Source organism: Micromonospora sp. NBC_00858, assembly GCF_045207365.1.
In the GTDB taxonomy this organism is placed as follows: Bacteria; Actinomycetota; Actinomycetes; order Mycobacteriales; family Micromonosporaceae; genus Micromonospora.
This window is the reverse complement of the sequence record NZ_CP108828.1, coordinates 3501003-3519935: the sequence shown is the minus strand read 5'-3', so window position 1 is coordinate 3519935 and position 18933 is coordinate 3501003. Positions and strand designations below refer to the sequence as shown.

Genomic DNA, 18933 nt, shown 5'->3' with positions numbered 1-18933 from the left:
GGCCAACGACCCCGAAGGTGCAGGTGCCGCATGAGCCGCCGGCTGATCCTGCTGCTGGCCCTCACCTGCGGGGTCGCCGTCGGAAACATCTACTTCCCCCAGGCGATCAGCCCGTTGGTCGCCTCCGCCCTGCACGTCAGCCCCGACTCGGCCGCCCTGGTGGTGACCGCTGTGCAGTTCGGCTACGCCGCCGGGATCTTCCTGCTGGTGCCGCTCGGCGACCGGCTCCCGCACCGCCCGCTGGTCGTCACCCTGCTCGGCCTCACCGGGTTAGGACTGCTCGCCGCGAGCGTCGCGCCCGCGCTGCCGCCGCTCATCGGCGCGAGCGCCCTCGTCGGGGTCACGACCGTGGTCGCGCCAATCATCGGCCCGATGGCAGCCGGCCTCGTGGCCGACGACCAACGCGGAGTGGTCAGCGGCACGCTGCTGAGCGGCTCGATCGGCGGCATGCTGCTGTCCCGCACCGCCGCGGGAACCATCGGCGACTGGTGGGGATGGCGGGGCCCCTACCTTATGGCCGCAGCGGTCGTGCTGCTCATCGCGGTGGTCATGGCCCGCGTACTGCCGACGACACGACCGCCGTCCGGGCACCGGTATCCGGAGCTGCTGGCCGAGTCGCTGCGCTTGCTGCGTACCGAGCCCGACCTGCGCCGCTCCTGCTTCTACCAGGCGACGGTCTTCGCCGGTTTCTCGGCGGTCTGGACCACCGTCGCGCTGCTGCTGACGGGCCCGACGTACGGCCTGGGCGCACCGGCGGTCGGTATGCTCGCCCTGGTCAACGCGGTGACCATGCTGTGCACCCCGGTCGCGGGACGCCAGGTGGACCGTCGGGGCAGCGACGCGGTCAACCTGATCTGCATGCTCGTGGTCATCGCCTCGGCCGCCGTCCTCGCGTTCGGCAGCCTCGGCGGGGCGCTGGGCCTGGCGGCCTTGGTCCTGGGCACGTTACTGCTCGATGTCGGGATGCAGTCCGGCATGGTCGCCAACCAGGTGCGGATCTACGCCCTGCGCCCCGAGGTGCGAAGCAGACTCAACACCGCCTACATGACCTGCGCCTACCTGGGGGGTGGCGTCGGTTCCTGGCTCGGCGCCCGGGCCCACGCCCACTTCGGTTGGCTGGGTGTATGCACCTTCCTGGCGCTGCTCGCCGCGGTAGCTCTGGCCTGCCACCTGCCGGCGACCACCGCCACCCGCCACCCTCGAGCCACAGTCGCCGCCCAGAACACCTGACAAAGGATGGTTGTCTTGCCAGCCTCTTACCACCGCCAACCCCTATCGCTCATGATCCGAGCAGCCAGCACCGGTCGTTGCCCGGAGTCCGCCTCCACGCTGCCGGATGTGTCGATGCACGAGGGCCAGCTCAGGGTCCCCCTCAAGACGGTGCGTGAGCTGGTGGATGCGCAGTTCCCCGAGTGGCGGAGCCTGCCTGTCAGGCGCGTCGCTTCGCAGGGAACGGTCAATGCCATCTTCCGTCTCGGAGAACGGTTCACGGCTCGGTTCCCTCTTCAGCCTCGTGAGGTCGAGGCAGCGCGGCGCTGGCTGGAATGCGAAGCGGAAGCGGCCCGAGAGCTGCTGGGCCGTACGCGATTTCCCACCCCCAAGCCGGTCGCCGTCGGTGAGCCTGGCGCCGGCTACCCGCTTCCATGGTCGGTACAGACGTGGGTACCCGGTGTGATAGCCACGGAGCAGGACCCAGGTGACTCGTTCGCGTTCGCGTACGATCTGGCCGAGTTCGTCAGTGGCGTGCGCGCCATCGACACAAGGGGACGCAGTTTCGAAGGCCAGGGTCGCGGGGGCGAGCTACAAGCGCACGACGGGTGGATGGAGACCTGCTTCCGGCACAGCGAGACGCTGCTGGACGTCCCGGTGCTCCGCCGGATCTGGGCGGTAATGAGGGAACTGCCGCGGGGCGAGTCCCCGGACAGAATGACCCATGGTGATCTCATTCCGGGAAACGTCCTCGTCTCCGACGGGCGGCTGGCCGGGGTTCTCGACGTGGGTGGGCTGGGGCCGGCCGACCCTGCCCTTGACCTCGTGAGTGCCTGGCACCTGCTAGAACGCGGGCCACGCCAGGCGCTTCGGCAACAACTCGGCTGCGACGATCTCGAATGGGAACGCGGCAGAGCGTGGGCCTTCGAGCAGGCAATGGGGGCAATTTGGTACTACCACCAGACCAACCCGGCCATGAGTCGGATGGGCCGACGCACTCTCGCGCGCATCATCGCCGACCCGCCATCAGCCTGAGCCGGCACGCCGCACGCATCGTCGCAGCCAGCGGATACCGACGCGCCGGCCCGTCGCGCCGGTATCCGCTCACTGCGCAGACTCTTCCTGTCGGCGGTCTCGTCGGGCACCGTGTCTGGTGCCGGCGATCTCGGGTCGTCGGCGCACCTGGTCTCCACCGGGCCACCGCCTCGTCCGCTCGACCGTGAGAGGTCTGGCATGAGTGCCGCGGGGCCCGGTGGTCCCAGGGCACGTATGACTGGCGACAGGGCTGCGCGCCGTCGAGCGCCGATCAGTGAGCGACCGGCTTCCGTGTCCTGAGACCACTGGGTGCCCACCTGCTGCTGCAACAGCAAGGAGGACACGATGAGTGTCAGACACCATCCCTCGATGCGTCGACCCACTGCGGGCATCGACTGGGCCAGTACTGAGCACGCCCTCGCGATCGTTGGCCCCGACGGTGTCGAGGTCCAACGGATGCTCGTCGAGCACACCGCTGCGGGGGCTGCGGAAGCTGCTGCGATGCCTGCAGCAAGCCACTGTGCTCGAGGTCGGTATCGAACGCCCCGACGGGCCCATCGTCGAGGCTCTCCTCGATGCGGGGCTCACGGTCTTCGTGATCGCCCCGAACCAGATCAAGCACCTGCGCCGCCGCTACGGCGCAGCCGGTAACAAGGACGACCGCTTCGATGCCTACGTCCTGGCCGACACCGTCCGCACCGACCACCATCGCCTGCGTCCCCTCACCGTTGACTCTCCCGCGACACTCACGTTGCGGATGACCGTCCGCGCCCGCAAGGACCTCATCGCCGCCCGTGTCGCGATGGCCAATCAGCTCCGCGCCCACCTCGAACATGTTCTGCCCGGCGTGATCGGGCTGTTCCGCGACATCGACTCCGCGATCACCCTGAGTTTCCTCACCCGGTTCGCGACTCAGGACAAGGTCGACTGGCTGTCGCCACGCAGACTGCAGAACTGGCTGCGCAGCGTCTCCTACCCCAACCCGGCACGAGCCGGGCTGCTGCACGCCCACCTGCTTGTGGCTACCCGCGGGACCACCGGTCCTGAAGCCACCGCCCGGGCGCACGTCACCGCCGCGTTGGTGGCTGGGCTCACTGCCCTGCGGGAGCAGATCAGCGCGCTGGAGGAGCACATTGAGCTCCAGCTGCTGCAGCATCCCGACGCGGCAGTGTTCACGTCCCTGCCCCGGGCAGGGATCGTGCGAGCGGCCCGGCTTCTGGCTGAGATCGGTGACGCCCGCGGCCGCTTCCCGACGCCCGAGGCACTCACCTGCCTGGCCGGGGCTGCGCCCTCGACCAGGCAGTCCGGGAAGGTGAAAGTCGTCGGCTTTCGCTGGGCCGTCGACAAACAACTCCGTGCAGCGATCATCGACTTCGCCGGCGACTCCCACCACGCCAACCCCTGGGCCGCCGACCTTTACCGGCGGGCCCGGGCCCGGGGCCACGACCACCCCCACGCGACTCGAATCCTCGCCCGCGCTTGGCTGCACGTGATCTGGCGCTGCTGGCAAGAAGGCGTCGCCTACGACCCCACCCGCCACCGAGCTCTGCAGGCCGTCCTCGCCTCCCCCGCTTGACACAGGGCTACTCATGCCGCGATCCGCGCGCTACGCAGCGTCACGCCGAGCTGGCCCGGTTGCCGTCCGGACGTGTCGATGAGCGGATGTTCAGATCGTGGGGCAGGCGAGACGAAGGTCGCGGGACGAGCCTTGATCGTCGCTCTCGATAACCGGCACGTCCGGCGCGTAGGTCCGGACGGCGCCGCACGATGGTTGGGTCAAGGTGCGGTTGGTTCCACCAGTGGCGGCCGCTCGCTAGACCGGACCAACAACAGTCCAGCGCCGAGGACGAGCCCCGGTCCCATTACGAGCAGCACGGCCTCCGTGGGTCCCGACACCAACGGCACGTCCCACACACCGAATGGCCTTGGCAGCCCCAGGTGGATCGCAACGAACCCGGCCGCGCCCGCCCCCATCAGCGTCAGGACTCGACTGCGCACGGCCCGATCGACGCCAATGACGGTGGCCAGGGCCAGGGTCAGCACGACCGCGAATGTCAGGCCGCCAACAGCGCCGCCGAGCCGCGACGAGACGACGAATACGGCGTGGAACCCCGGATCGATGGAGTCTGCTTGTGACGGCCCGTTGTACTCCCCGAGTAGAGGAATCGCCGTCGCCGTGAGCGCGGTGACCGCTGCGGCGACTGCGAGCAGCCAACGCCCACGGCGTGTCAGCAGGTCCAGGCCGCGGCCGACCGAAGCGGTGGTGCTCAACAGCACTGCTGCCGCGACCGCCAGCAGCAGCGGCCATACCAGCAGGTCAAGCGGCGCGTCGCAGCCTTGGTCGCCCTTGAGGCGCGTTGCCACCACGACGATCTCGTACAACACGGCCGACCATGCGCCCAGCACCGCAGCGGTCCGCCACCGCGCGAGGATGGCAATGCTAATCGCGACCCACGCGGCGGCGCGGGGCCAGGTCGCCGCCGGCACGGAGGCCACCGTTTCGCCTGTACGGGCGAGAAAGGCCGCCGCCTCGGCGAGCGGACGTAGCTGGCGGGCAGTCAGGATCAGTGTGACAACGACGGCGACAACGGCGGCGCCGTCCGCCCATCGGACTGGGCTGGACGGCTGATCGAGGGTTCCCATCGTTGCTTAAGACGCGCAATCCCCCAGCATGGTTGCAGCACACCTCCGCAGCGTGGTGCGGCGCATCGGACGAGCGGCCGTAGGGCCACCCGGAGATGTACGAGGGCCCACCCGATCACTCTTCTGCCGCCGTTCGTGCGCGTCGGCCGCCGGTATGCACACCACTGGCCGTAGCCGGTCGCTCGCTGGCGTGGCGTCGCTGATGGGCATCGCGGCCACGGTGGTGCTGGTCATCGGCGCGCTCTTCGTGGTGGTGGCTCCGGTGCTGTGGACCGTCGGGGCCGACGGGGCGGTTCACGACTGGTTCGCCTGACGCGCTTGTCGCTGCCCCGGCTGCCGCCTTACGGTCACGGCCGGATTTTGCTACGTTGACCGCCGTGGCCGTCGTACGGGCGTTCGAGCACGACGATTACTCTCCCGAGTATGGACTCGTCGTCCTGCGGGACCCGGACGACTCGGGGGAGCCGGGCGACGATCCGGAGTTGCCGCGCGGGCGTGACTGTGAAGACGAGCCGACCGGCACGTTCGCCGGAGCTGGCGCCGGCTGGATCCTGTGTCAGGCCGGCGACGGCCACCACATGGTGCGTGTGGAGCTGCACGACGGCCCGCCGCCAGCTGACCACGCAGGCTTCGACGACGTGCTGGAGACTCCCTACCGTGCGAGCTCCCGGGGGCTGTCGCTGACCGTGCTGACCGGCGGCGCCGGTCCGGCCGACCTCGAGCTGGGTGGCGCCGGCTGCTACCGGGTCCGGGTGGCACGCCGGCGGGGCGACACCGAGGACGGGTTCGGGGATCGATGGTTGCTGCGCTTCTGGCCGGATCCGGCACCCGAGCCGCCGGTCTGGCTGGCGCGCGGCCGGCCCGCCGTCGGTCCGGGCTACAACGGCTGGCAGTCCGAGCTGCAGTACGAGCCGATGGAATTGGCCGGCATTGTCAACGCCGCGGCCCGTGAGCACGCCGGGCCGGTGACCGTGGAGCACATCGACGACTGGGGCCGCGCGCACTCGCGCCTGCCGGGATGGCTCGACGCGCCGCTGTGGCAACCACCCCGGGAGCCGTTGACCACCGGCCACGCCGACCTCGACGAGCGCAACGCCGCCCAGCGCGCGGAGGTGGTGGCTCGGCTGGCCGGGCAGCAGCGCCGGCTTGACGGAATCGCTGCCGAGCTGGGCGTGCCGCCGGTGCGCCGCAAGCGTGACCTGCTGCCGCTGCTGGCCGCCGCCGGCATCCTGGTTCGCGAGGGCCCGGACGGCTACCGCGCCGGGCGGCCGGCCCGGGTGGACACGGTGCTGTCGTTACCGCCCAACCGGGTCCGTTCCGTCCGGCTGCAGGACGCCCGCAGCCGGTTCGGCCCGCTGGCGGAGGATCTCGAGGCGGTGCTGAGGTGGGCATCCCGGGCACCGCTGGAGACCACGGCCGCCGAGCTGGCCGAACGGCTGCTGGTGAGCGAGGCAGAGCTGCGCGACGGGCTGGCCTTCGCGCAGCGGACGGGCCTGCTGCACGCCGACGGCGGGGAGCCGCTGCGGCTGTGGCTGGGACGCCGCCCGAGCCCGGCGTCGGCCGCCCCGACCGCGCCGGCCACCCCAACCGTACCGGCCGTCCCAACCGCGCCGGCCGCGCCCGTTACACCGACCAGGACGTCGGTCGCCGCGCCGATGCTGTCCGGTCCGGCGCCGAACTCGGACGGCCCGTCGACCAGAAGCTTCCTGCTGGGCGCGATGGCGCGGGTGGCGGGCGACGCGGCGGACGGCCGCGGGATGTTCGTGAGGTTCCCGCAGCGCAACCGGGAGGAGCCGCCCGGCCCGCCGTTCGGTGCGCCGCCGCGGGCCGGCGTGATCGAGGCGAACGGCACCCTGGTCGGGTGGCGCGACGGCGCGCGGGTGGACCTGGCCCGGCTCGAAGCCGCGCGCTGGAGCCGGGCACTCCAAACCAGGCAGGGCGTGCTTGTGGTGAGCCACGGGCACCCGGCCCGGTTGGTCTCCGCGGCCGGCGAGGTGACCGAGATCGACGAGGTGACCGAGATCGACGAGGTGCGGATGCCGGGCGTGATGCTGCTGGGCGACGGCCGGCGGGTGGCGGTGGTCGACAGCAAGCACCGCCGGCGGGTGTCGCGGTACCAGCTGCGGGTGATCGACCTGGGCGGCGGCCCGGTGGAGACCATGCCGTGGCCAGACGACCGGGGGATCGGCCTCGTCGGGGCGTACCGCGACACGGTCTTCTTCGCCGACCACCAGGCCCGGTGGGCCACAATGCGCTGGACACCCGGCACCGACCCGGAGCGGTACGCGCACCCGGTGCAGCAGGTCGACCCGCTCACGGGCACCGGCAGTGCGCGGAAGGTGGAGGGGATCATCGTAGTTCGGCCAGACGGGACGACGGTGACGGTGCCGGTCGACCAGATGGCCCGGCTCGCGCCCGGCGGTGACCGGTTGTGGACGGTGCGCTCCAACCCGCCGGCGCTCACGCTGTTCCCGGTCGAGCCGGGAGCTACGGTGCAGCCGCAGGTGTGGTGGTTGCCTGAGGACCGCCGGTCCCCACAGGGGACGTATCGGGAGCCGGTCTGGGAGGACACCGAACACGTGCTGTTCGGCTACCACCCCTGGCACTTCCCGCGCGAACCCGCGAGCGGAGTACGGCTGTCGGTGCGCGACGGCGCGATCGAGCGGTTACCCGCAGTCGGCTCCCGCGGGCAGTCGGTGATGTTCGTGGAGCCGCTGTTGACGCCGTAGCCCTTTGTGCAAGGACGTCAATGTGGGCTTTCATAAAGGCGGCCACGACGATGACGACCGCTACCCAACGGATCACGCCGATCGTTGCCCCTCGCCGAAGATCAGACACACACATCTGGTTTCCCTCTAGGTCAAGGGATCATGGCAACTTTGTTCTAGGCTTCTTGGTGGCGGGTCCGGGTTGTGACTTGTCCGAAGAGGCGGCTGTCGGGATAAGGCCGTCCGCGCTGGATTGCAGAGTCGCTCCCGAGTGTCCTCCCGGACCCGTTTCACCAGCTCGGCCACGTCTTGCGTCGTGGATCATTCGCTTGTAGACGACGTCGGACAGGTGGCGTTTGAGAGCGCGGAGCGCTTCCATCGTGGTTTTGCCTTCGGTGAGGCGGCGCCGGTAGTAGGCGCGGCCGGGCGCGTCACGGCGTAGCTGGACGACGGCCATGGTGTGCAGGACTCGGTTGATGCGACGGTTGCCGGCGCGGGACAGTCGGTGACGGCGCTGGTCGCCGGAGGACGCCTCGAGTGGGGCGGTGCCGTTCCAGGACGCGAAATGCGCGGCGGTGCGGAACCGGTGGATGTCACCGATGTCGCCGATTAGCCGGGCTGCGCCGGACGGGCCGATCGGACAGGGAGCTGCCGTGCTCGGTGACGAGCTGGCGCAACTGCTGTCGGCGCCCCGGATCTTGGCGTCGATCAGGGTGAGTTCCTCGATGAGTTCGCGGGCCAGATCGTGGCGGGTCTGGGCCACGATGTTCTTCGGCGGTGGGGCGGTGCGCAGCAGGTAGCTGGCCTGGCCGCGGGTGAGGAGCTTCTTCGCTCCGCCGGGGATGAGCTCCAGTAGCAGGTGATGGATGCGGCTGATGATGTCGGTGCGGGCCCGGCCGAGTTCGTCGCGGCGATCGGCCAGCCGCTCAGGCAGACACCGCCGCCATCGAGTCGACTCGACGCGAGCTCGCCCAAGTGGAAGCCGACCCTTCTAGCCGACCGGGTTGCCGTGGCGCAGGCGCGGCTGCTTGAAGTGGAAGCAGCAGCACCGACTAGGCAACTCGCTTTGCCCGCCGGGGCATCCGAGGACCTTGGCGAGACCTCTGGGCACGTGGACTTGGCACAGCCGGCTACCCCCGCGCAACCTGCTACCGGTGCCCAGCGGGACGAGGCAGACGAGGGAGCCCGACGCGGGCAACAAGACGCGTCAAGCTTGTAAACCATGCCTCGACCACCGCCGCTGGCCCATCGTGCCGCGGGCCGCGTCAAGTGGTCTCAGTTGTGGTCTCGTTCGCCCTCGTACGCAGGGGCATGCTGCCGTTCATCAGAGGGCGGCATTCCAGCTCACGGTCCCGGCCGAACCGTCGCAGACGGACGATCGCAGACGGACGATCGCAGACCTCGAAAGCGTGTGAGGGTTAACGCCCTCCGCGGGTTCAAATCCCGCCGCCACCGCTCGTGATTGCGAAAACGCCCCGGTCGATCCCCACGGATAGGCCCGGGCGTTCCGCCGTGGTCGTAGACCGCCTGAACCTCCGCCAGGTAGACCGCTTCGACCAATTCATCCCGGTTGAATCAGTTATGGTCGAGAGTACCGATACGGACCCCGTCCGGCGGGTCACCTCCTCCAGGGTGGCCTCCGCGCCCGGTTCGCCGAAGACGTCGCGGGCCGTGCGCAGGATGGCGTCGAAGTTGCGGGGCGGCGTCGGCGACGGGGCCGCCGTCGACCCAGAATCGAGATGACCATGACGTCTGGCTCCCCGTCCACCCCGCCCACGATCATCATTGGCGGCGACCTTCCGGTCGGACGGGTCGGCTTCGGGGCGATGCAGCTCACCGGCGACCAGGTCTGGGGCCCGTACCCCGACCACGAGCGTGGGCTGGCGCTGCTGCGCGCGGTGGTGGCGGAGGGCGTCACCTTCATCGACACCGCCGATGTCTACGGGCCGCACACCAACGAGCTGCTGATCCGCGAGGCGCTGCACCCCTACCCGGCGGGGCTGGTGGTGGCGAGCAAGGGCGGCTTCGTCCGGGGCGGCCACGACTACTCGACCCTGGGCTGGGTGGGCAACCCGAAGTACCTGCGGCAGTCAGCCATGCTGAGCCTGCGCCGCCTCGGCGTGGATCGGTTCGACCTCTACTACCTGCACAGCGGGTACGCGACCGACGCCCCGTTCGAGGACCAGGTCGGCGAGCTGAGGAAGCTGCAGGACGAGGGCTGGATCCGGCACATCGGGCTGTCCAACGTCACCGTGGCGCAGTTCGAACTCGCCCGGTCGATTGCGGAGATCGCCGCGGTGACCGCCCTGTACAACATCGGCAACCGCACCGGTGCGGACCTGCTTGCGGCGGCGGAGCGGACCAGAGCGGTGTTCTCGCCCTGGCACCCGGTCAGCCTGCGCGACGGCGGGGACAACGCCGGCCAGGTCGCCGCCGCCCTCGCGCCGATCGCCGCCCGGCACGCGGCCACGCCCCAGCAGATCGCGCTGGCCTGGCTGCTGCACCGCTCTTCGGCGATGCTGCCCATCCCCGGCACCACGAGCCTGGCCCACCTGCGGGAGAACCTCGCGGCGGCGCGGATCGCGCTGAGCGACGCTGAGGTCGCGGAGCTGACCGCCCTCGTTCCCGAGACCGCCGCCTAACCGGGCACCGCCTCCCGCAGCTGGACCAGATGGATGCCGGGAAGCATGCTCCGGCCACTCTCGGAAGCAGCGAGGAGGCAGCAGACGTGTCACCTGCGGCCGACACGTAACGACAGCAGGCGGGGTCGTAGCTAGGCTGAGAGGGACGGGACGGTAACCGATGGCAACAGACGATGCGTCGCAGCGGCGTTCGGGACGAAGAGGTCACGTGACGAAGGTGCCGGCCGGACTCATAATTTCGTCTCGCGCCAGCGGTATCGACGCCGACAAGCCGCCGTCGTCCACGGCGACCGACAGGCGGATCCGACCCTCGCCGTCATCAATGGCGTAGCTGACCACGCTGCACCGCTTGCCGTCCTCGCCGACGACCAGGCGCATCTCCTTGTCGTCGAGGATCGCGCGCCACTCGCCATACCCGGTGCGTCGCCATTCCGCCAGGCGTGCCTCGGCGAGCTGCGCTGCGGCCTCCTTGTCCAGCCCCACGCGCTCACTCTTTCACCCCGGGTGGCTGTCGACAGCAACGAGCCACGACAGGGACAGCCGCCCGCCGCGGGGCGCGCACAGTCGTCCGAGGTCGCGAACGCGGACAGCGACGCCGGACGACCTGCACACAGCTTGTAAGCGAGTGTCCGTGGCCAAGCGTCGGGCCGTCTCTGGCCCGTATGCGGCCGAAGCCTCAAGCTTTCGCGCCGGTCGGCCGGACTGCGGGCGCCCGGGCGAGTCGCCACCGCGTCGCGCCGTAGCCGAGCAGGAAGACGATCGCGGCCGCTTCCAGGCTCGGAATCATGGTCGCGGCGAGGGCCGGTCGGTTCGGAGCAGTCAGGGCGCCGAAGAACGGGTCAGCGGTCATGTACAGCGACCCGCAGATTGGGACGACGACGGCCACCGTAACCGCCCACCAGCGGTTGAGTAGCGCGGCCAGGCCGATCCCAACGATCGCGAACAGCGGGACACCGGCCGCTGCGCGAAGCACCACCGGCCACACCGACTCGTCGGCCAAGATCTGTACCGGCAAGAAGATGTCCTTCGAGGCCACTTCGCGCCGAACCCAGTGGTCGGCGACCACTCTGGGCGCCAGTGGCAGTACTGCGGCGAGGTCGGCCACGGCGAGGAGCACACCGAACAGCGCGGCCACGCCCGCCTTCGCTATTAAGTACCGGCCGGGACGGGGCGGCGGGGGGAGCCGGGCCGGCGACGATTCCAGGGCCGGCAGGGAGCGCCGGGCCGGGCGGCCGGTCAGCCGTGGATCACGCAGTACCAGGAACGCCCCGGCCGCCAGCGCGGCCAGTTGAGCCCAGCCGAGGCCCGAGGTGTGGATCGCCTTGACGTCGAAGTGATACGCGTCAAGCTGTTCCTCGAAAGTCTGCGGGTCGTAGTAGACGTAGAACATGTAGGCGTCGTCGTTGAACGAAAGACTGCTCAGGCCGGCGAGCGCGACCAGGGGCGGCAGGAGCCACAGCGCCCGACTGCGGGCCAACCCGCGCAACTCCTGACGCAACAGACCGCTCATCGGCGTCAATCTACCCGTTAGCCGATTTGGCTCGCGGACGGCGCCGGGCGGGGCCAGTTCCTGCTTACCTCTGCCTTTGGCGGCCAGGTGGTGAACAGATCCGCTGTCTCACCGGTCGCGTTGCCGTCCGGGTGATCGCCCGTGGGAGCTTTGCTACCGGCAGTGGCGAGGAGCCGCCAACCGAGCAGCCAAGTCCGCGGACGTCAGCGGACTGGTGCGCACACCGGCGCCCGCCGGATCGAGCGGCGCAGCGCCAAGACCGTCGGGGTCGCTAGCGACTCGTAATGCGTAGGTCTCGGTGACCGGTCAAGCTTGCGGACGTCCCGGACGGTGACAGACGCCGCGACTATCGCCGGGCGCGCCTTACAAGCGAGTGGTCAGGAGGGGAAAGCCCTGGCGTGCCCGTTGCGTGCCCGATGCCGCAGTCGCCGACGGGCAACGACGGTTAAGGCATGCTGCCTCGCGAGGCGTCTGGTCAGCGGCAACGGCAGGTAGCAGGGTCGAGGAATCCCGAGCGCCGACAATTCCTAAACCGTGTGTCGGCCCCGCGCGCCTGACATCTGCGGCTGACATCAACGATCGCGGGCGGCCAGGGACGAAGGCGCACCCACCACAGTGACGACTAGGACGTCACGTCGGGTCTCGGGACCTGCGACGGCTGACTGGCCCGCTCAGTCGGGGACAGGGCAGGTGCCAGGCGGTAAGGAAGGCTGCCCGGCCGCCGCAACCGCCTGGTTGGCCTCCGTTGGCGTGCGGATGCTCTCGAACGCGCTTCCCAGAATGACATCAATCCGGTCGTTGGAGCGGTGGATGTCGAACTCGGTCTTCACCTGTCCTTGGATGTATGACGACACGAGCCAGCCGGCCCCGACTGTCTGCGGCCCGTAGCGGATCACGGCCGCTTCGGGATAGCGTCGCCCGTCCCGGTACCGGTCGGTTGTGGAGAGCATCTGGAAGCCCCGCTTCCCGAGCTCCACGAACACCGTGAGCTCAAGTCCTTTGACGTCGCTCGCATTGAGCACGTTCAGCCTGGTCCCGTCCGGCCTGGGTACGGTGAGATCGACGGGAACCAGCCCTGGGGGACAAGTCGGCGACGCGTTTGGTTGAGCTGTCCCTTGGGCAGTCGGCATCGTGGGGGCGTCGCACCCCGACACGGCCAGCGCGGCGATCGAGGCGGCGAGGATACGTACCCGCGTCTTCACGATGACGACCATAGCCAGCCGTCGACAGCAACGGCGACAGCAACCGGGCTGGACGAGGACGCCCGTCGGCAGAAGCGTGCGGACAGTCGCCCGAGGTCGCGAACGCGGACAGACGACGCCGGACGACCCGCACAGAGCTTGTAAGCGAGATGTAGCCGCGGGGTTCGGCTGGCCTGGTCGTAACCGCCGCTGGCTCAGTCGTCGCAGAAGGAGTCCTCGTACTTGGGCCAGAAGGTGACCTCGACGCTGTAGTAGCCGGGCCGACCGCCTTCATCGCGGAAGACGCTCAACCATAGGCAACGATCCCGCAGCGTCTTCATGGCGAATACAAGCCGCCGGTCTGAGACGTCGAACGTCCACCCCGACTCGCGGGCAACCGCCTCATAGTGGCCTCGAATCTCCTCGTCCGACAGGTCACTGCGATACTCGACGGTCACCTCGCCGAAGATCTTGCTCTCACTGTCGCGGCGACCGTCGGCGCACGGCTGCTGCACGGTCGGCCCGCCAATCGACGAAGCGCCTGCCGGCACCCGCTGAAACACCGCCTCATCAGCTAGCTTCGTCGGCTCGTTTGGTGCGGCGATGCACCCGCCCGTGATCGGTGAGAGAAGCGTGTAGACCGCCTTAGCCACGACAGGTCGCGCGAGGTAGCCACCGACAGCGCATACGACGAGCATGACGGCGAGGCTGGCCGCAATCCTCAAGAACCGCGCTCGCCAACGAGGATGAGGCTGGCCATTCACGACGTTCACCCTACGCAGCGACTGCATTGGATTGGTGCCCGCTTGGCAACGTGCGTACGAGGCCCAGGCCGTCGGCGACCGCATCCGGTACAAGTTTCGGGCTACGGCGGAGACGACCAAGCCGAGGGCTGGAGGCAGCGACGAGGCAGCAGGCCCTTTGATCTAGGCGGGTAGGAGGCAGCAGAGAACATCTCGCGTCAGCTGCTCGTTCGCACTGGTCGACAACGCCCGGCACGAGTCGACGAGCTGTGTCCGCTTCCCCCCGACGGGGGTCGTCCCTTTCCGGCGCGAGTGCTCCAACGCAGGTCACGGCGACTCTTCCAGGCCGTCAGACAGGCTCTCGCTGGGCCGTTCGGCCGCCGGAGTCAGCAGATCGTCAGCAGGCAGCGTGAAGGCATCCAAGATCCGGGCGGCATAGTCAGCCGGAGTATGCGTATAACGATCCAGCGTCGTCGACGCCTGCTCGTGGCCCATGACCCGCTGTACCAGATTGATGGGTACGCCGTCAGTGACCAGCCAGGTGGCGTACGCGTGCCGCAGGTCGTGAAATCGCATCCCACCGACGGCCTTGGCCGCCACGCAGGCCACCGCCTCTCGCTCAGTGGTGAACTCCGCCGACCACTCGACGCCCTCGCGATCGGGCCAGACCGCCCGGTACCGGTGCGGCCCGGTGTTGGCGACCTGGCCGAGCAGGCCGGCACGGACCAGCGAGGGCAGCCAGACCCGACGGCGGAAATTCGAGCGGCGCAGTGGGCGCCCGACCCGGTCGCGGAAGACGAGTGTTCGCGGATCCGGATCCGCGGCATTGGCGCGGAGCCGGCCCAATGCGGACACCAGGAAGCCCGGCAGCGGGACGGCTCGGACTGCGGCTCGGCTCTTAGGGTACGGGCGGAGCAGGATCTCGCCGTGAGTCTCCTCGGCGACCTGGACCACGCGCAGCAGGGCGCGATCGAGGTCAACTGACGACCAGGCCAACCCGGCGCACTCGCCCCAGCGCAGGCCCGCCCCGGCGGCAACGCAGACGATCGCCCGGTGGCGGGCCGGCACGGCTGGGAGCAGCTTGCGGAAGAAGTCCTCCCGGCTGATCGTGACCGGCTTGACGTCGCGCGACCGGTCGCGCGGGAGCTTCACCCCCTCGGCAGGGTTGGTGGCGATCAGCCGCGCCTGCACAGCCGTGCGGAGGATCATCGACAACAGCTGGTAGCACTTGGCGACCGTGGTCGGGGCAAGCTCCCGGCTCAAACTCGTCACCCACTCCTGCACCGACATGAAGTCGACCTTGCCCAGCGGCCAGTCACCCCACTTGGGCAGCACGTGGGCCCGGAGCATGGAGACAGTCCGCTCGGTGGTCCGCGCCTCCACCGTCCTGGCGGCGAGCCACTGCTGGGCGAAGTCACCGAAGCCGGTCCGGCCCGCGTGCGGATTGACGTAAATGCCCCGACTGAGCGCGGCTTCCGTTTGCGCCAGGAACGTGCCTGCCTCCTTCTTGGTACGGAAGGACTTTGCCTTCTGCCGGCCCGACGCATCGCGCCAGTTGGCCCGGTAGGTGCCAGCGGGAGTCTTGACGATGTGGCCCATCAGCGCCGCCGCCCCTGATCGGTGCCGGTAGCCGCGTTCGCGTCGATGAGGCCCGCGTCGAGCCAGGCGTGGAAACGGGCGCGGGGAATGACCCAGCGGCCACCGAGGCGGGTGGCGGGGATCGTGCCGTCCCGGACCAGGGCGTAGGTGCTGCCGAGAGAGAGACCGAGCAGCTTGGCGACCTCGCGGACGGTGTAGGTGACCGGCTCGACGACGGTGCCGACGGTGCGGGGAACGAGCCGGATGACAGGGCTTCTGCGGGCGGTGGTGCTCATGACGGTTGACCTCCTCCAGGTCTGTCGGGTCAGGCAGCGGCGGGCACGGTGCCAGCCGGGTTGGTGCCAAGTTCGTGGGCGAGTTCTTCGCGGCCGGTGGCTCGTCGTTCGCGTGCCATGGCGGCGGCGGTGTTGGCGAGCAGGGCGTCACCGGTGGTGTGCCAGCCGACGCCGGCGAAGGTGAGGGTGCCGACGATGAGGGTGGTGTCGTCGAGGTGGTCGACGGCGTGGACGATCCCGGGCTGCTCGTCGACCTGGTCCTCGTGCCGCCGGAAGCTCACGCGGGTATCGCGCAACAGTTGAAACGTCACTGAGTAGCGGCGGGCTTTGGTGAGGAAGTGGCCGCCGAAGCCGAGCATGTGCGCCCACCGCCGCAGCCGGGCGTAAGGGTTGCCGGTCGCCGGTTTCGTCGGTTCGGCGTCAAGGCTGGCTTGACGGTGGGCGACGCAGACGGGGCAGGCGGCGTAGCGGGTGTGGGTGCCGCAGTCGGGGCACTCCCATGGCTCGACGAAGCCGGGTGTGGGCCGGTGGTCCCGGGGCCGCTGGGAGAGCGGGACGGGTGTGCCGGTGGGTCGGCCGAGTCGCCAGCAGGCGTCGATGAGGCGGGCGGTGTGGTCGCCGTCGGGGTCGGCGTAGTCGCCGATGCTGTCGGCGTCGAGCCTGACGGAGCGGTGCCCGGTTACCTCGGTGCTCTTGGTGGCGTACTTGGCAAGGTAGCCGGCGACCATCCCATCAGTGACCTCACCGCGACCAGTCAGCGAGATGGGGCGGATGTCGAGTTGTCTGCCCCAGGCGACAGGCCAGCCGGCGGGTTGGTCGGGGTGGGCGGGGGTGGTGTAGTCGACCTGGGCGGCGGCGTAGCGGATGGCGTCCGGGGGGTGGTCACCCGAGAGACCGGCCAGCCGGCGCGCCGCCCCAGCCTATCGCCGTGCCCTGGCGCGGAGGCCGGATCGGGCAACTGCCGGGGCGGTGCGGGGCGCGGGGCGCGGGCGGGCAGGATGGCGGGATGCGCCTGGTCTCCCTGCTGCCGTCCGCCACCGAGATCGTCTACGCCCTGGGCCTCGCCGAGGACCTGGTCGGGGTGACCTTCGAGTGCGAGGTGCCGGCGGCCGACCGGGCCGGCAAGACCGTCGTCGTGGGCGGCCGGGACACCCGGGGGATGAGCCCCGGCGAGATCGACGCGTACGTCAAGGGGCAGCTCGCCGCGGGTGCCGACCTCTACACCCTGCACGCGGGCGCGCTCGCCGGGCTCGACCCCGACCTGATCCTCACCCAGGACCTGTGCCGGGTCTGCGCCCTGCCCGCCGGGCGGGTCGCCGACGCCGTGGACCACCTCGGCTGCCGGGCCGACGTGCTGTCGCTGGACCCGTACACCCTGGAGGAGGTGCTCGGCACCATCCTCGCGGTCGGGGCGGCGGCCCACGTACCGGATCGGGCGGAGGCCCTGGTGGACGGCCTGCGGGCGCGGCTGGCCGGGGTCAGCGCGGCGGTGGCCGGCCGGGCCCGGCGCCGGGTCGCGGTGGTGGAGTGGGTGGACCCGCCGTTCGGCGCCGGTCACTGGATCCCAGACCAGGTCCGGGCCGCCGGCGGCAAGCCGGTGGCCACCCACCCCGGCGCCCGCTCGACACCCACCACCTGGGCGGCGCTGCGGGCGGCGGCGCCGGAGGTCGTGCTGGTCACCCCGTGCGGCTTCCACCTCGACGGGGCGGCCGAGCAGGCCGCGGCGGTGGTCCCGCACTTCCCGGACGCGGAGGTCTGGGCCGTCGACGCGGACGGGCTGATCGTGCGGGCCGGACCCCGGCTGGTCGACGGGGTCGAGGCGATCGCGGGGATCCTGCACCCGGACGCCGTGCCGGCCCCGCCGGCGGGCAGCATCCGCCGGGTGGCCTGACGCCGCCCGGCCCGGTCCGCCGACGCGCGGTCGGGTCGCCGCCCGTCGGTGGGCCCGCTGGCACAGCTCCCGCTCGGCCCGGCCGGCGAGGTAGTCGCCGGCCGCGGGCGGGTTAGGCAGGTCGGTGCGAGGGCCGGCCCTCGGGGCCGAGTGGGGCGAGCCGACGCCAGCGCGGCAGCTCGGTGACCACGGTGGACAGCGCCACGGCGGTCACGACCAGGGCGGCCGGCCACGGCCACGCGAACCAGGCCGAGACCGCCGCAGCGACCAGTTGCAACCCCACCAGCGCGATGGTGACCGCCCCGGGCACGGGGACCAGGACGTGGTTCTTGTCGCCGGGGGTGGCGAAAACGGTCGGCAGCCCCACGAGGACGACCACCGAGGCGACCGCCAGCGGCACCGAGTGCGGGGCGAGCGCCCACGGCGTGGCCACCCAGGCGATCAGCTCGCTGAGGAACCGCAGCGCGGAGGAGAGGTCCGGTCGGCCCGGCGATCCGTTGTCGATCACCGGGCCAGTATGCCGGGACTGAGCACCGTCGTTCCGGTGCACCCGAGCCTAGTCAGGCGGCTCGACTCCCCGACGTTGGAACCGCCCGCGCGCTCATCGAGGAGACGAACGTGCCGCCCTGCGCGGGATCAACCGGCACCATGCAGACATTTGCATGCCGGCGTAGCCCGATGTCCAGTCTCATGACGTCCGTGACAGATCAGTCTCGGGACGTGGGTGACACATCCAACTAGACGATCTTGCTCAGTCCGGCGATCTACAGTGAGGTCGATGAAGCTAGCCGAGATCCGCCGGTACCCGATCAAGTCACTGCTCGGTGAGCAGCTCGCAACAGCCGAGGTCGACCAGCGCGGACTAGCTGGTGACCGCTTGTGGGCGGTACGTGACGCAGACGGGAAGTTGGGCAGCGGAAAGAACACCCGTCGCTTCCGGCGGATGCCCGGTCTGTTCATGCTGCGAGGGCAAGTTGGCGATCCGGTGCCGGTCGTGGAGCTGCCCGACGGACGCCGCTTCGCCGCGGATGAGCCTGCCGGACATGCGGCTGTCAGCGAGGTGTTGGGCCGTCGAGTGACGATCGAGCGCGAAGCGGAGGTCATGCACCATGACGAGGGCCCGGTGAGCCTGATCAGCACGGCCGCCCTACGGCGACTCCATGACCTGGTGGGGGAGCCGGTCGACTCGATGCGGTTCAGGGCGAATCTGCTCGTCGACGTGCCGGGCAGCGGCTTCCCGGAGGATGGCTGGCTCGGGCGAGCCGTCCGTATTGGTTCCGACGTTGTGTTGCGACCACATCGGCGGCTTACCCGATGCGTCATGATCGACCTCGCGCAGGAGGGCGCCCAGGAGCACGGACACCTCTTGAGGACTGTTGCCGAGCACCACGACATGACGTTCGGGGTGTGGGCAACAGTCGAACGCCCTGGTCGTATCGGGCTGGAGGATGCCGTCGAACTCCTGCCGGACTGAGACCCCAGCAGTCGGCGGAGTGT

At 70.1% G+C, this 18933-nt stretch carries 16 protein-coding genes and 2 pseudogenes; 8 read left to right on the top strand and 10 right to left on the bottom strand.

Going from position 1 to position 18933, the window contains the following annotated elements:
- The first annotated feature begins 30 nt into the window (after positions 1–30).
- The 3 genes from OG990_RS16385 to OG990_RS16375 all read left to right on the top strand — a co-directional run bounded on the left by OG990_RS16385 (position 31) and on the right by OG990_RS16375 (position 3820).
- Entirely contained in the window at positions 31–1230 is a 1200-nt protein-coding gene (locus OG990_RS16385) for an MFS transporter (protein ID WP_406081310.1), read from the top strand.
- A gap of 114 nt (positions 1231–1344) precedes the next feature.
- Positions 1345–2244 (top strand): aminoglycoside phosphotransferase family protein, encoded by a 900-nt coding sequence (locus OG990_RS16380; protein WP_406081774.1) that lies wholly within the window; start codon positions 1345–1347, stop codon positions 2242–2244.
- Between the two features lie 520 nt (positions 2245–2764).
- Positions 2765–3820 carry an IS110 family transposase gene (locus OG990_RS16375; protein WP_406081309.1) on the top strand — a complete coding sequence of 352 codons (1056 nt, stop codon included), beginning with the start codon at positions 2765–2767 and terminating at the stop codon, positions 3818–3820.
- Positions 3821–4020: 200 nt separating this feature from the next.
- Here OG990_RS16375 and OG990_RS16370 read toward each other — a convergent pair whose 3' ends face one another.
- Complete coding sequence (locus OG990_RS16370) at positions 4021–4887, bottom strand: hypothetical protein (protein WP_406081307.1); 867 nt, start codon at positions 4885–4887, stop codon at positions 4021–4023.
- A gap of 154 nt (positions 4888–5041) precedes the next feature.
- Between OG990_RS16370 and OG990_RS16365 the strand changes: the two genes are divergently transcribed.
- Both OG990_RS16365 and OG990_RS16360 read left to right on the top strand, forming a co-directional pair.
- Complete coding sequence (locus OG990_RS16365) at positions 5042–5200, top strand: hypothetical protein (RefSeq protein WP_406081306.1); 159 nt, start codon at positions 5042–5044, stop codon at positions 5198–5200.
- Between the two features lie 64 nt (positions 5201–5264).
- On the top strand, positions 5265–7616 hold the full coding sequence (locus OG990_RS16360) for a hypothetical protein (protein WP_406081304.1): 2352 nt from the start codon (positions 5265–5267) through the stop codon (positions 7614–7616).
- A 139-nt stretch (positions 7617–7755) separates the two neighbouring features.
- Here the strand turns inward: OG990_RS16360 and OG990_RS16355 are convergent, their stop codons facing one another.
- Positions 7756–8358, bottom strand: a complete 603-nt coding sequence (locus OG990_RS16355) for a transposase (protein ID WP_406081302.1) — start codon at positions 8356–8358, stop codon at positions 7756–7758.
- Positions 8359–9340: 982 nt separating this feature from the next.
- Here OG990_RS16355 and OG990_RS16350 point away from each other — a divergent pair.
- On the top strand, positions 9341–10237 hold the full coding sequence (locus tag OG990_RS16350; protein ID WP_406081300.1) for an aldo/keto reductase: 897 nt from the start codon (positions 9341–9343) through the stop codon (positions 10235–10237).
- Between the two features lie 204 nt (positions 10238–10441).
- Here the strand turns inward: OG990_RS16350 and OG990_RS16345 are convergent.
- The 7 genes and pseudogenes from OG990_RS16345 to OG990_RS16315 form a co-directional block, all read right to left on the bottom strand.
- Positions 10442–10758 (bottom strand): annotated as a pseudogene (locus tag OG990_RS16345) (hypothetical protein).
- A gap of 155 nt (positions 10759–10913) precedes the next feature.
- Positions 10914–11747 carry a hypothetical protein gene (locus OG990_RS16340; protein WP_406081298.1) on the bottom strand — a complete coding sequence of 278 codons (834 nt, stop codon included), beginning with the start codon at positions 11745–11747 and terminating at the stop codon, positions 10914–10916.
- Between the two features lie 671 nt (positions 11748–12418).
- Positions 12419–12949 (bottom strand): LytR C-terminal domain-containing protein, encoded by a 531-nt coding sequence (locus OG990_RS16335; RefSeq protein WP_328414882.1) that lies wholly within the window; start codon positions 12947–12949, stop codon positions 12419–12421.
- Positions 12950–13143: 194 nt separating this feature from the next.
- Positions 13144–13701: a hypothetical protein gene (locus tag OG990_RS16330; RefSeq protein ID WP_406081297.1), complete on the bottom strand. Its 558-nt coding sequence runs from the start codon at positions 13699–13701 to the stop codon at positions 13144–13146.
- Positions 13702–13998: 297 nt separating this feature from the next.
- Positions 13999–15270: a tyrosine-type recombinase/integrase gene (locus tag OG990_RS16325; protein WP_406081296.1), complete on the bottom strand. Its 1272-nt coding sequence runs from the start codon at positions 15268–15270 to the stop codon at positions 13999–14001.
- On the bottom strand, positions 15270–15545 hold the full coding sequence (locus OG990_RS16320) for a helix-turn-helix domain-containing protein (RefSeq protein ID WP_406081295.1): 276 nt from the start codon (positions 15543–15545) through the stop codon (positions 15270–15272). Before OG990_RS16320 ends, OG990_RS16325 begins: the two co-directional genes overlap by 1 nt.
- Positions 15546–15574: 29 nt before the next feature.
- A pseudogene (locus tag OG990_RS16315) lies at positions 15575–16459 on the bottom strand (replication initiator); the annotation flags it as partial.
- 92 nt (positions 16460–16551) lie between these two features.
- Between OG990_RS16315 and OG990_RS16310 the strand changes: the two are divergent.
- Positions 16552–17436, top strand: a complete 885-nt coding sequence (locus tag OG990_RS16310) for an ABC transporter substrate-binding protein (RefSeq protein ID WP_089020099.1) — start codon at positions 16552–16554, stop codon at positions 17434–17436.
- 112 nt (positions 17437–17548) lie between these two features.
- Here OG990_RS16310 and OG990_RS16305 read toward each other — a convergent pair whose 3' ends face one another.
- Positions 17549–17944, bottom strand: a complete 396-nt coding sequence (locus OG990_RS16305) for a hypothetical protein (RefSeq protein WP_074316118.1) — start codon at positions 17942–17944, stop codon at positions 17549–17551.
- A gap of 270 nt (positions 17945–18214) precedes the next feature.
- Between OG990_RS16305 and OG990_RS16300 the strand changes: the two genes are divergently transcribed.
- The gene (locus tag OG990_RS16300; RefSeq protein ID WP_406081293.1) at positions 18215–18910 is read left to right on the top strand and encodes an MOSC domain-containing protein; all 696 of its coding nucleotides are present in this window, start codon (positions 18215–18217) and stop codon (positions 18908–18910) included.
- The last annotated feature ends 23 nt before the right edge of the window (positions 18911–18933 follow it).